The organism is Chryseobacterium sp. CFS15 (assembly GCF_031118795.1).
In the GTDB taxonomy this organism is placed as follows: domain Bacteria; phylum Bacteroidota; class Bacteroidia; order Flavobacteriales; family Weeksellaceae; genus Chryseobacterium; species Chryseobacterium indoltheticum.
Map to the genome: position 1 here is coordinate 152054 of NZ_JAVHYL010000003.1, position 12878 is coordinate 164931.

Here is a 12878-nt window from a genome sequence, read left to right on the forward strand (position 1 = left end):
GTTATGAGTTTTAAAAAAAACCAATTTATTGATTATCAATAATTTATTTCAAAAAAAAAGAAGAATTTCAAACTCATAATTCACCATTTATAACTTATAACTATATACTAAGCATAAATATATATTAAATTTTTATAACTAAATTATTAATTACAATTTGGCTTTCACAAAATAACAGCCAAAAAATTAATAATTTATGAAGAAAATATTAAGTTTTATTGGATTAGCTTTAATTAGCAGTTCTATATACGCTCAAGGTTCTCCTGATTATGGAAATGGTTTAAAAATAAATTTAAATCCTGAAGGAGATAAGTATGTGCGATTTATTTTATGGGATCAGTTCTGGATCAGGAACACAGACATGAATCCCGGAAGTATGGTTGGAAATGAACCTACTGATAATACCTGGAATTTAGGAAACCGAAGAGCTCGTATTTTGGCTTACGCACAAGTAACCAAGCGTTATATGATTTTAGCGCACTTCGGAATGAATAATCAGACATTCATTAATGGCGGTGCAACCGGAACAACCGGAACAGGTGGCTACGGAAATGGTAAAAAACCTCAACTTTTCTTTCACGATGTATGGAACGAATATGCAGTCGTAATGCCCGGTGAAGCAGGAAAATTCAGTTTAACTTTGGGTGGCGGACTTCATTATTATATGGGTCTTTCCCGCATGACAATGGCTTCAACATTAAACTTCCTTACGGTCGACTCACCTATTTTCAGCTGGCCTTTGATTGACAATTCTGATCAGTTTGCGAGACAAATGGGAGTTTTCGCAAAAGGTAAATATGGAAAATTTGAATACCGAATGAGTTTAAACAAGCCATTCGCAACAGATCTAACTCCTCCAAATACTTTAATTTCAGGAAATGAAGTTGCAGTTGACAACAACGGAAACCCGAACTGGTCTAAAGCGGGTTATTTTGAATACCAATTTTTAGATACAGAATCTAATCTTCTTCCTTTCAAAGTAGGTTCTTATTTAGGAACTAAAAAAGTTTTCAATGTTGGTGCAGGTTTTTATCATCAAGCCGAAGGAACAAGAACCTCAGTCAATTCAAACATTGAAAAACATGACATCACTCTACTTTCTGTAGATGCTTTTGCGGATATTCCTTTAGGTGAAGCAAAAAACAAAATGGCAGTTTCTGCTTATGCAGGATATTTCAATTATAATTTCGGACCCAATTACGTTAGAAATTTAGGAACAATGAACATCGCAGCCAACGATCCGAATTTTGTCGGACAAAGAGCTTTAGCTGGATCCGGAAATCTTCAACCGATGATTGGAACAGGAAATGTAGTTTATGCTCAGGCAGGTTTATTATTACCTAATCAGGCAGAGAAGCCAAAAGTCAGAATTCAGCCTTTTGCAGCATATACTTACAAAGATTTTGAAGCATTCGACAAACCATCTTCGCAATTTGATGTGGGAGCCAACTGGTTTTTAGACGGTCATCATGCAAAAATTACAACGCAATATTCAACGAGACCTGTTTACACAAGCCCTACAGAAAGCCCTAAATCTAAAGGAGAGTTTATTTTACAACTTCAGATTTATCTATAAAAATTAATTTCCATTATAATTATTTAAACAAAAAAAATCTAGTGATATGAGCGAACAACACCACGATGCTTACGAAAATATGACAGATAAGCAGAAAAACCGCACCATCTGGAGCGTCATCACTGCATCGTCTCTCGGAACTTTGATAGAATGGTATGATTTCTATATTTTCGGAAGCTTAGCTGTCGTTTTAGCGACAAAATTCTTCCCGGCAGATAATCCTACCGCAGCATTTTTATCTACATTGGCAACTTTTGCAGCAGGATTTGTAGTAAGACCTTTCGGAGCTTTATTTTTCGGAAGATTGGGAGATATTATCGGAAGAAAGTACACTTTTCTCGTTACTTTATTAATCATGGGATTCTCTACATTTCTTATTGGATGTATTCCAGGATATGAAACCATAGGATATTTGGCACCGGTTTTAGTTCTAATTTTAAGACTTTTACAAGGTTTAGCTTTAGGTGGAGAATACGGCGGAGCAGCAACCTATGTTGCAGAATATTCACAGCCACACAGAAGAGGTTACTGGACCTCTTGGATTCAAACCACTGCGACAGCAGGACTTTTCATTTCTTTAATCGTTATTTTGATTACAAAAAATACACTTTCTGCTGAAGACTTTGATTCTTGGGGATGGAGAGTTCCGTTCTGGATTTCGATTCTAATGGTTGGAGTTTCTTATTTCATCAGAAAGAATATGAAGGAATCTCCGCTTTTTGCAAAAGCTAAGAGTGAAGGAAAAACTTCAAAAAACCCTTTAAAAGAAAGTTTCGGAAATAAGTTCAACTTCAAATTTGTGTTATTGGCATTATTCGGAGCTGCGATGGGACAAGGTGTAATCTGGTACACCGGACAATTCTATGCAATGAGTTTCCTACAAAAAGTAATGAATATCAATTCGATGCAGGTCGATTATCTAATGGCAACAGCATTATTGATGGGAACACCTTTCTTTGTATTTTTCGGTTGGCTTTCAGATAAAATTGGTCGAAAAGCAATTATGATGACCGGAATGCTGGTGGCGATTTTAGCGTATAGACCAATCTACGACGCCATGTATAAAAGTGTAAACATTGAAGCAAAAACTGTTGCAAGTGATGGTATTAAAGAAACAAGAGTTGCAGCGATTCATAAAACTATTGCATCAGACAGCGTAATTACTTTCCACAAAGAAACCGCTTTCACGGACGGAACTTTAATCAAAAAAGACAGTATTGTTCATTGGTCTGCGGCAGGTCCGGTAATAAAAGATGGAAAAGCTGAAGAGCCGAAAGTTTCCACAGCAATTACTTTGAACGACGACACAAGGTGGTATTTAGTGTTCTTGGTGTTTATTCAGGTTATTTTCGTAACGATGGTTTACGGTCCGATTGCAGCATTTTTAGTTGAAATGTTCCCTGTTAGAATTCGTTACACTTCGATGTCTTTACCATATCACATTGGTAACGGGGTTTTTGGAGGATTGCTTCCCGCAGTGGCCACATATCTCGTAACTTCCGGAAAAGATGCAGGACACGCAACGTGGTATCTTGAAGGACTTTGGTATCCAATCGGCGTTGCCGCAGTCTGTTTAGTCATCGGATTGATTTATCTAAAAAATAAGAACAACAATATCCACGATTAATAGGGATAATCACTTAAAAATTTATTAATTTTAAATCTACTAAAATGAACGGATTAAAAAAAATATTAGGCATTGTATGGATTTTGGTTGCCTTAATCGTTGCCTACTTCGGAATAACGGTGATGGGCATCCCAAAAATCGCATCAGGAAAACAGGAAGACCTTGTATTCGGAATCATCATACTTTTTGTGTTGGTACCGATTGTCACAGGCGGAATGGCAATCTTCGGATATTATTCCTTGATAGGAGAATATTCTGACGAGAAGTAAATTATAAATAATATTTGATAATTGATGAATGATTCCGGTCTATTCATCAATTATCGTTTTTTAATAAAAATTGACTAAAATTATGTACCCCGACTCTAAAGGGAGTAATTTAGTCAATTCTAAATAGAGGTTTTTCTCCCTTTAGGGCTGGGGAAAAGAAAACTTTTATTTAAATCTCATTCGAAATCAATAATATTAAAAGATTCGAATCATTCATCAATTATCATTCATGAATTATGAAAAAGCGACACGAACAAAAACTGATTATTCTAAGCGTAGGTTTACTTATCGCTTTCAGTATTCCTGTTTCATTGCTTTTTAACAGCGAAAGGGAAATTTTCGGTTACCCGATGATTCTTGTTTACCTGTTCGCAGTCTGGATGATTTCCATCATTATTTCTTTTGTAATCATAAAAAAATATGATGAGTAGTTTCGCATTATTTATCGTTGTTCTTATTTACCTCGCACTTTTATTCTTAGTTGCTCATTTGGCAGAAAAGAAGAAGAGCAAAGTTTGGATTAATAACCCTTACATATATGCATTGTCTCTCGCAGTGTATTGCACTGCATGGACGTATTATGGAAGTATTGGTGTTGCAGCGACAAGCGGTCTTAATTATTTACCCATTTACATTGGTCCAATCATGGTGATTCCGGCCTGGATATACATTAACACAAGAATTGTAAGAATCTCAAGAGTTAATAAGATAAGCAGTCTTGCAGATTTTATTTCTTTGCGATACGGAAACAGCAGAAGTTTCAGCGCCATTATCACTTTAGTTTGTCTTTTTGCAATCATTCCTTATATTGGACTGCAGATTAAAGCGATTTCTGAAACGTTTCATTTAGTAACAGAAACAGCAATCTCTAAAAACATTTTGACAGACAGCGGAACTTTTGTGGTTGTACTAATCGCTGTATTTTCATCCTATTACGGAACAAAATATGTTGATGCTTCCGAAAAACGTTTAGGAATAATTTCCGCAATCGCTTTGGAAAGCTTTCTTAAATTATTTTTCATCATTATCTTAGGATTATTTGTGATTTATTATGCGTTTGACGGATTTTCAGACCTGTATCAAAAAGCGAGTAAATTCTCGGATTTTAAAGCTAAAAATACGTTTAACGGAATTGAAGGCGCCATGAATTGGATGGTTTTGTGTATGATTTCCGGAACAGCAATTTGTATTTTACCCAGACAATTTCACACTGCAATTGTCGAAAATAGACAGGAAAAACATATCAAAACAGCAATCTGGTTTTTCCCGCTGTATCTTTTGATATTTACTATTTTCATCTTTCCAATCGCATGGGGCGGAAGATTGATTTTTCAAGATCAAAACGTAAATCCCGAGTTCTACTCTATCCTCATTCCGCAACATTTTGATAATACTTTAATTACTGTTTTGGTGTTCCTGGGAGGTTTGAGTTCGTGTATTTCGATGATCATTATCTCGGCGATTACTTTGTCGATCATGCTTTCAAACAATTTAATTATTCCATACGGTTTATTAGGAAAATTTAAAGCTGAAAATGAAATTCAAAACACCAGAAACATTACCAACATTCGTAAATTTTCGATTTTCGGATTGATTATCGTCGCTTTTGCTTTCTATAAATATTTCATTCTAAAAACTTCGTTAGATTCAGTTGGTTTAATTTCATTTGTCATTATTGCACAACTGGCGCCTGCATTTTTCGGGGCAATATTTTGGCGAAGAGGAAGCTATAAAGGTGCGATAACTGGGCTTTTTGCCGGATTAATCATCTGTTATTTCGGATTGATTATTCCACAATATTACTTTTCTTATAATTCAGAAATAAAAGGAGTTTTACGCGACATGTATGATGTTTTCGACTTCTTCAGCATTCCCTATTTAAGTAGAATCCCTGAAATTTTCTTTTGGTCTATTTTAGTCAATACAGGTTTATTTACAATACTTTCTGTAAGCATGAAAGGAAATTACCGTGAGCGTAATTTTGCTGAATTATATGTTGACATCGATAAGTACATTCAAAATCACGAAAATGCTTTTATCTGGAGAGGAACCGCTTATGTTTCTGATATCAAAAATATTCTGGAACGTTTTTTAGGCAAAAAGAAAACCGAACAAGCAATGCGGATTTTCAATATTAAATACAATATCGATTCTCAGACGGAAACCGCCGATTCAAGATTCATTAAATTCTCTGAAAACCTTTTGGCAGGCAGAATCGGTACAGCTTCTGCGAAAATTTTAATTGAAGGAGTAACGAAAGAAGATAAAATATCTTTGAAAGAAGTTTTAAATATTCTGGAAGAATCCAAAGAAAACATCACATTAAATAAAAAACTGACTGAAAAATCTGAAGAACTAAAACAACTTTCAAACGACCTGAGCGCAGCTAATGAAAATCTAATTGTAAAAGACCGTCAGAAAGATGATTTTCTAGATTCTGTCGCACATGAATTGAGAACGCCAATTACAGCCATTCGTTCAGCGGGAGAAATTTTAGCAGATGATGACGATATTCCTTTAAAGATTAAAAAAGAATTTTTAAACAATATCATCACAGAATCTGACCGTTTAAGCGAAATTATCAATGATATTCTTTATCTAGACAAACTTCAGCACGGAGAAATTGCTTTACATATTCAGGAAAATACTATTATTGATACTTACAAAAAAGCTTTAAACCCGATTTTACATTTAATTCAGCAGAAATTTATTCATGTAAGTGAAGTTGATTTATTAAAGAATCATCTTTTTAAATATGATGAACCAAGATTCATCCAACTGTTTCAGAATATCTTAGGAAATGCTTTGAAATTTACTGATGAACAAGGCACTATTCAAACTAAATTTTCAGAAAAAGATCATTTTTTAACTATCAAAATATTTAATACCGGAAAAAATATTCCGGAAGAAGATTTGGAGGTCATTTTCGATAAATTTTACCAGTCTAAAAATCAGAACATTATAAAACCAACCGGAAGCGGCCTCGGATTAGCAATATCTAAAAGAATTGTCGAAGCCCATAACGGAACTATAAAAGCAGAAAACAGCGGATTGGGGGTGACTTTTACTATTCTTTTAACAAAGCAGAATAACATCCAAAATGATGAACCCGACACGGTTTAACAAAAATAGTCGTAGGTGAAACCTATGGAAAATTCAACACAATCAGAACCCGACAGGGTTCAATTTTAAAACAAACACAAATGGGAACATACAGACAAATATTCTATCATATTGTTTTCGGAACAAAATATAGAAAACCAACAATTAATGAAAAGAACGAAACACAACTTTACAAATATATTTGGAGTGTTTTAAACAATAAAAAATGTAAATTATATAGAATTAATGGAATGCCAGACCCACATTCATATTTTTTGTGACCTCCATCCAAACATAAATCTCAGTAATTTGGTAAGAGATATCAAAGTTGCGACAAACTTATGGATGAAAGAATCAGGCTTGTTTCCAGCATTTGCGGGATGGCAGGAAGGTTACGGAGCATTTACCAGCTCAATAAGAGATAAGGAAAGAATTATAAACTATATAAAAAATCAAAAGGAACATCATAAAACAGAAACGTTTGAAGATGAGTTTAAAATGCTTTATTAGACCATGGAATCGAATCATTCGAATGAACATAAATTTATTCAACCCTTATCGGTTGGTTTAATACGAATTACGATCTGTATTCCATAGGTTTTCACCTACGGCTATTAAGATTGAACCCTTCGGGTTCTCAAAAAATATAAAAAACAATGAAGTTGAACCTTAACGAAGTACAAAAATGAAGAAAATATTAATTGCAGATGACGAACACAAAATATTAATGTCTTTGGAATACAGTTTCCGCAAAATTGGTTACGAAGTATTTATCGCCAGAGACGGAACTGAGGTTTTAGAATTTTTGAAAACACTTGTTCCTGACGTTATTTTATTGGATATCATGATGCCGAATCTTGACGGCTACAGCACTTTAGAAGAAATTAAAAAAAATAAAGCTTTAAACAATACAAAAGTTCTTTTTCTAAGTGCAAAAAACAATCCTAAAGATATAGAAAAAGGAATTGAAATGGGAGCTGATGCGTACGTGACAAAACCTTATTCTATTAAAAAATTGATTCAGCAGATTGAGGAAATGTTTGAATAGATTTTAGATGAAAGAACAAAGATGAAAGACCAAAAAATTACGCAAAATTGTCATTCTGAATGAAATGAAATTGAGTGGACGAATCTAAATTAAATTTAAACCGTCGAGATTGAGTTAAGAAGTTAAGATGATTAAGAGATTGCTTCGTCGCTTCGCTTCTCGCAATGACAGATGAAGCAATAATCTAAAACACAAAAATTAATATGGATATTGATAGACTTTTTAGACAAAGCATAGAAAATAAAGAGCAGTTTTGGAAAGAACAGGCGCAGGAAATTTCATGGTTTGAGTTTCCGAATCAAATTATTTCTAAAGACGAAAACAACTACACTCAATGGTTTGCAGATGGAAAACTCAACATGTCTTACCTCTGTATTGATAAGCATATTGAAGACGGTTTCGGAGAAGAAATTGCGATTATTTATGATTCTCCGGTGACCAATCAAAAGAAAAAATATACTTTCAATCAGGCTAAAGAAGAAATTTCGAAATTGGCGGGTGGATTGATCTCTTTAGGTTTAAAAAAAGGCGATACAGCGGTAATTTACATGCCAATGATTCCGCAGACACTTTTTGCAATGTTGGCCTGTGCGAGAATCGGAGTGATTCACAATGTTGTTTTTGGAGGTTTTGCGCCGCACGAATTGGTTGTAAGAATTGATGATTGTAAACCAAAAGCCTTAATTACCGCAACCGCCGGAATTGAAATTGCCAAAAGAATTCCTTATTTACCTTTAGTAGAAAAAGCGATTGAATTGGCACAGGATAAAGTCGAAAACATCATCGTTTTCAACAGAAAATTAGTCGACAATACAGATGAAATGTTCGAAGGAATTATCGATTATGAAGAATTGGTTTCAGTATCAGAACCTTCAGATTGTGTTTCTGTAGAATCCAATCATCCTTTGTATTTATTATACACTTCAGGAACAACCGGAAAGCCAAAAGGAATTACAAGAGACACCGGAGGTTACGCAACCGCTTTGAAGTTTTCAATGAAATATATTTATGGAATTGAACCGGGAGAAGCTTTTTGGGCAGCTTCCGATTTTGGTTGGGCAGTTGGTCACAGTTACAGTGTTTACGGACCTTTAATTAATAGAAACACAACAATTATTTTTGAAGGAAAACCAATTATGACTCCCGATGCGGGAACTTTTTGGAGGATTATTTCAGAATATAAAGTTTCTGCGATGTTTACAGCTCCAACCGCACTTAGAGCTATTAAAAAAGAAGATCCGAACGGCGAATTAGTTAAAAAGTATGATTTAAGCCATTTCAAAAAACAGTTTCTGGCTGGAGAAAGATGCGACGTTGCCACTTTAGACTGGTTCGAAAAACATATCGGAGTTCCCGCAATCGATCATTGGTGGCAAACTGAATCTGGCTGGCCGATGTTGGGTTTAATGACTTTTAATGATGATCATAAAATTAAAAGAGCAGCTGCCGGAAAACCAATTCCCGGATATGATATTAAAATTTTTGATGAAAACGGTTATGAACTGGATGAGCATAAAGAAGGTTATTTAGTCATCAAACTCCCACTTCCTCCAGGTGCTCTTTTAGGAGTTTGGAACGATTATGAACGTTTTGAAAAAAGCTATTTATCACAATATAAAGGTTATTATTTTTCGGGAGACGGTGCTATAAAAGATGAAGACGGTTATATTTTCATCACAGGACGTGTAGATGATGTCATCAATGTGGCAGGGCATCGACTTTCCACTTCCGAAATGGAGGAAATTGTTTCTTCCCATCCCGATGTTGCCGAATGCGCCGTTGTAGGAATTGATGATGATCTGCGTGGACAAGTTCCTTTCGCAACGGTGGTTTTAAAAAACGGCTCAGAAATTTCAGAAGAAAATATTGAAAAGGAAATCATTCTGAAAGTGAGAGAAAAAATAGGCGCTGTTGCTTTTTTGAAAAGCGTGATGGTCGTAAAAAGACTTCCTAAAACAAGATCCGGGAAAATTTTAAGAAAATTGATCAGAACGATTATTGATGGAAAAGAATTTCAGATTCCGTCGACGATTGATGATGAAAAGATTATTGATGAATTGAAAGATAAAATTCAGCAATATAGAGGTAATCAAAATGAAATGTGATGATAGAAATTATTAAAGCAAATACCCATGACTACAGAGTTTTAACTGATATTACAAAAAAGTCGAAGGCATATTGGGGATATTCTGATGAACAGATGAGAAAGTGGTCAGATTTGCTAACCATCACTGAGGAATATATTCAAAATAATGAAGTGTATAAATTAATTATCAACCAATCAATCGTTGCTTATTATTCTTATTTTGAAATTGAAAAAAATAGCGTGAGATTAGATAATCTGTTTGTGTCACCTGAAAATATAGGAAAAGGTTATGGTAAATTATTAATGAATGATTTCATTTTAAAAATAAAAAAAAGTGAAGCCCAAAGAATAATTCTGGACGCCGATCCGAATGCACAGAAATTTTATGAAAGTTTCGGGTTTGTAAAAATCGGAGAAATTGAAACATCAATTAAAGACAGATTTCTACCTATTATGGAACTGAAATTATAATTTCTTAAATCGACCATTGCTGAGCAAAACGCATTGAGAACGAAATTTTTTTTTAAAACAAAATCTTTGCGAACCTTTCGTAAAACAAAAAATATAAATTCAAACAAAAAAATTAAATAAATAATTTCTAAAAATAAAAAGTATGAGAAATTACGTGATAGAAGATTTACCGCATTATTTTGAAGAGTACAAAAAGTCTATAAAAAATCCGAAAAAATTCTGGGATAAAGTAGCTGACCAAAATTTTGTATGGTACCAAAGATGGAGCAAAGTGGTAAAATATGATATGAATGAGGCAAAAATCACATGGTTTAAAGATGCTAAATTAAATATCACCAAAAATTGCCTCGACAGACATTTATCGGTAAGGGGAGAAAAAACTGCTATCATTTGGGAGCCGAATGATCCAAAAGAAGAGGCGCAACATATTTCTTACAACGACTTGTATACAAAAGTCAATAAAACCGCGAATATTCTGCGTGAAATGGGCATTGAAAAGGGAGACAGAGTTTGCATTTACCTTCCAATGATTCCTGAACTGGCAGTGACGATGTTGGCCTGCGCAAAATTAGGAGCAGTTCATTCTGTAATTTTTGCAGGATTTTCGGCATCTGCAGTGGTTTCGAGAGTGAATGACTGTGGCGCAAAAATGTTGATTACTTCAGACGGAAGCTACAGAGGAAGCAAAGTTTTAGATTTAAAATCAATTATTGATGAAGCTTTAGAAAAATGCCCGACTGTAGAGAAAACTTTAGTTGTAAAGCGTACTCACAACGAAATTAAAATGAAAGAAGGCAGAGATTTCTGGATGGAAGATTTGTATGAAAAATCCTCTGCAGATTTCGTCACGGTAATTATGGATGCAGAAGATCCTTTATTTATTTTGTATACTTCAGGCTCTACAGGAAAACCGAAAGGGATGCTTCACACTTCTGCCGGTTACATGGTATATTCGGCGTACACCTTCAAAAATGTTTTTAATTATCAGGAAAATGATATTTACTGGTGTACTGCAGATATTGGCTGGATTACCGGTCACTCTTATATTCTTTACGGACCGCTACTAAACGGCGCTACAACCGTTATTTTTGAAGGAGTTCCAACGTATCCCGAGCCGGATAGATTCTGGGATGTGATTGAAAAACATAAAGTAACTCAGTTTTACACCGCTCCCACTGCCATTCGTTCTTTAGCAAAAGAAAGCACAGAATGGGTTGACAAACATGATTTAAGCTCATTACGGGTAATTGGATCTGTTGGAGAGCCTATTAATGACGAAGCCTGGCATTGGTTTAACGATCATGTCGGAAGAAAAAAATGTCCGATTGTCGATACTTGGTGGCAAACTGAAACCGGAGGAATCATGATCTCTCCTATCCCGTTCGTTACGCCAACAAAACCAACTTATGCAACACTTCCATTACCGGGAATTCAACCTGTTTTGATGGATGATAAACGCAATGAGATTACGGGAAATCAGGTGACAGGAAATCTATGCATTCGTTTTCCATGGCCGGGAATTGCGAGAACAATCTGGGGTGATCATCAAAGATACAAAGAGACCTATTTCTCAGCTTTTCCTGGAAAATATTTCACTGGTGACGGCGCTTTGAGGGATGAAGTAGGATATTACAGAATTACGGGTCGTGTAGATGATGTGGTGATTGTTTCCGGACATAATTTAGGGACTGCACCGATTGAAGACAGCATCAACGAGCATCCAGCGGTGGCAGAATCTGCGATTGTTGGTTTCCCACACGACATCAAAGGAAGTGCTTTATACGGTTTTGTGATTTTAAAAGATTCAGGATCAGACAGAAAGCAGGAAAATCTGGTCAAAGAAATCAATCAATTAATTTCTGATCAAATCGGTCCGATTGCAAAACTGGATAAAATTCAGTTTGTTTCAGGGCTTCCAAAAACACGTTCGGGTAAAATTATGCGTAGAATTTTAAGAAAAATTGCAGAAGGAGATTTCAGTAATTTCGGAGATACTTCTACTCTATTAAACCCTGAAATTGTTGAAGAGATTAAAAATGAAAGAATTTAGATTAAAAATTTATAAACGTATTAAACTCTGTAATTACTACAGAGTTTTTTGTTGTATAATAATGAAATAAACACTGAAGCAACAACCATCATTAAAATAGATAATTTATTAATTTATATTAAAATATTATAGATAAAATAAAAAATAGTAAATTTTATTATATTTTCACTAACAATACCAAAAATATTGCTATCTTTAGATAACCAATACTAAACAATATTACTATGTCAAGCATCTTAGCAGGATTATTTGGGACACAGAGCGATTACAAAAAACTCGAGCTAGAAGTTGAGGATTTAGGATTCTTAGATTCTGAGTACATTGTGTACCTTAGTGATGATCATCATAACTCCCAATACTTGGCGAGTGTCGAAATAAAAAATAAAGATCTAACCGACAAAGTGAGGCAAATCTTTAATGAAAATCACGCACACAAAATCTATTTATTTGAAAATATGAGCATTGATCAGGCATCATATACTCATCTTAAAAGATTGATTGATGCACGAAGCAAAGCAGAAATTCACAGCAGTCCCGATGTAAGAATAAAAGTACAGCATGACGGAATGAATTCTGAAGTGAAAGCTTAAAATTTAAACTAAAAACTTATAACCCAATCCGTGGAATTTATTTCTGCGGATTTTTGGTT

The 12878-nt window shown here is 34.6% G+C and carries 12 protein-coding genes; all 12 read left to right on the plus strand.

Annotation, left to right across the window (positions count from 1 at the left end; genetic code table 11):
- Positions 1-196 precede the first annotated feature (196 nt).
- The 12 genes from OH814_RS05870 (at position 197) to OH814_RS05920 (ending at position 12819) form a co-directional block, all read left to right on the plus strand.
- A complete protein-coding gene (locus OH814_RS05870) occupies positions 197-1576 on the plus strand; it encodes a porin (protein ID WP_308827502.1) in 1380 nt (459 codons plus the stop codon).
- 46 nt (positions 1577-1622) lie between these two features.
- Positions 1623-3203, plus strand: a complete 1581-nt coding sequence (locus tag OH814_RS05875; protein WP_308827503.1) for an MFS transporter — start codon at positions 1623-1625, stop codon at positions 3201-3203.
- 44 nt (positions 3204-3247) lie between these two features.
- Positions 3248-3472, plus strand: a complete 225-nt coding sequence (locus tag OH814_RS05880) for a DUF6814 family protein (protein ID WP_201134663.1) — start codon at positions 3248-3250, stop codon at positions 3470-3472.
- Positions 3473-3708: 236 nt separating this feature from the next.
- Complete coding sequence (locus OH814_RS05885) at positions 3709-3903, plus strand: hypothetical protein (RefSeq protein WP_123885316.1); 195 nt, start codon at positions 3709-3711, stop codon at positions 3901-3903.
- A complete protein-coding gene (locus OH814_RS05890; protein WP_374990561.1) occupies positions 3896-6595 on the plus strand; it encodes an ATP-binding protein in 2700 nt (899 codons plus the stop codon). The genes OH814_RS05885 and OH814_RS05890 overlap by 8 nt, the downstream gene beginning before the upstream one ends.
- Before the next feature lie 80 nt (positions 6596-6675).
- Complete coding sequence (locus tag OH814_RS20620) at positions 6676-6855, plus strand: transposase (RefSeq protein WP_374990556.1); 180 nt, start codon at positions 6676-6678, stop codon at positions 6853-6855.
- Positions 6821-7084 carry a transposase gene (locus OH814_RS05895; RefSeq protein WP_374990557.1) on the plus strand — a complete coding sequence of 88 codons (264 nt, stop codon included), beginning with the start codon at positions 6821-6823 and terminating at the stop codon, positions 7082-7084. The genes OH814_RS20620 and OH814_RS05895 overlap by 35 nt, the downstream gene beginning before the upstream one ends.
- A 175-nt stretch (positions 7085-7259) precedes the next feature.
- A complete protein-coding gene (locus OH814_RS05900) occupies positions 7260-7622 on the plus strand; it encodes a response regulator transcription factor (protein WP_201134664.1) in 363 nt (120 codons plus the stop codon).
- Between the two features lie 203 nt (positions 7623-7825).
- Complete coding sequence (locus tag OH814_RS05905) at positions 7826-9727, plus strand: AMP-binding protein (protein WP_308827505.1); 1902 nt, start codon at positions 7826-7828, stop codon at positions 9725-9727.
- Positions 9727-10179 (plus strand): GNAT family N-acetyltransferase, encoded by a 453-nt coding sequence (locus OH814_RS05910; RefSeq protein WP_201134666.1) that lies wholly within the window; start codon positions 9727-9729, stop codon positions 10177-10179. Before OH814_RS05905 ends, OH814_RS05910 begins: the two co-directional genes overlap by 1 nt.
- 142 nt (positions 10180-10321) lie before the next feature.
- Positions 10322-12229: an acetate--CoA ligase gene (gene acs / locus OH814_RS05915; RefSeq protein WP_308827506.1), complete on the plus strand. Its 1908-nt coding sequence runs from the start codon at positions 10322-10324 to the stop codon at positions 12227-12229.
- 224 nt (positions 12230-12453) lie between these two features.
- Positions 12454-12819: a hypothetical protein gene (locus tag OH814_RS05920; RefSeq protein WP_308827507.1), complete on the plus strand. Its 366-nt coding sequence runs from the start codon at positions 12454-12456 to the stop codon at positions 12817-12819.
- The last annotated feature ends 59 nt before the right edge of the window (positions 12820-12878 follow it).

Excerpts from the sequence above, each read along its gene's own strand:
- OH814_RS05870 (WP_308827502.1), top strand. The coding sequence starts at position 197 with ATGAAGAAAATATTAAGTTTTATTGGATTAGCTTTAATTAGCAGTTCT.
- OH814_RS05875 (WP_308827503.1), top strand. The coding sequence starts at position 1,623 with ATGAGCGAACAACACCACGATGCTTACGAAAATATGACAGATAAGCAG.
- OH814_RS05880 (WP_201134663.1), top strand. The coding sequence starts at position 3,248 with ATGAACGGATTAAAAAAAATATTAGGCATTGTATGGATTTTGGTTGCC.
- OH814_RS05885 (WP_123885316.1), top strand. The coding sequence starts at position 3,709 with ATGAAAAAGCGACACGAACAAAAACTGATTATTCTAAGCGTAGGTTTA.
- OH814_RS05890 (WP_374990561.1), top strand. The coding sequence starts at position 3,896 with ATGAGTAGTTTCGCATTATTTATCGTTGTTCTTATTTACCTCGCACTT.
- OH814_RS20620 (WP_374990556.1), top strand. The coding sequence starts at position 6,676 with ATGGGAACATACAGACAAATATTCTATCATATTGTTTTCGGAACAAAA.
- OH814_RS05895 (WP_374990557.1), top strand. The coding sequence starts at position 6,821 with ATGGAATGCCAGACCCACATTCATATTTTTTGTGACCTCCATCCAAAC.
- OH814_RS05900 (WP_201134664.1), top strand. The coding sequence starts at position 7,260 with ATGAAGAAAATATTAATTGCAGATGACGAACACAAAATATTAATGTCT.
- OH814_RS05905 (WP_308827505.1), top strand. The coding sequence starts at position 7,826 with ATGGATATTGATAGACTTTTTAGACAAAGCATAGAAAATAAAGAGCAG.
- OH814_RS05910 (WP_201134666.1), top strand. The coding sequence starts at position 9,727 with ATGATAGAAATTATTAAAGCAAATACCCATGACTACAGAGTTTTAACT.
- acs (WP_308827506.1), top strand. The coding sequence starts at position 10,322 with ATGAGAAATTACGTGATAGAAGATTTACCGCATTATTTTGAAGAGTAC.
- OH814_RS05920 (WP_308827507.1), top strand. The coding sequence starts at position 12,454 with ATGTCAAGCATCTTAGCAGGATTATTTGGGACACAGAGCGATTACAAA.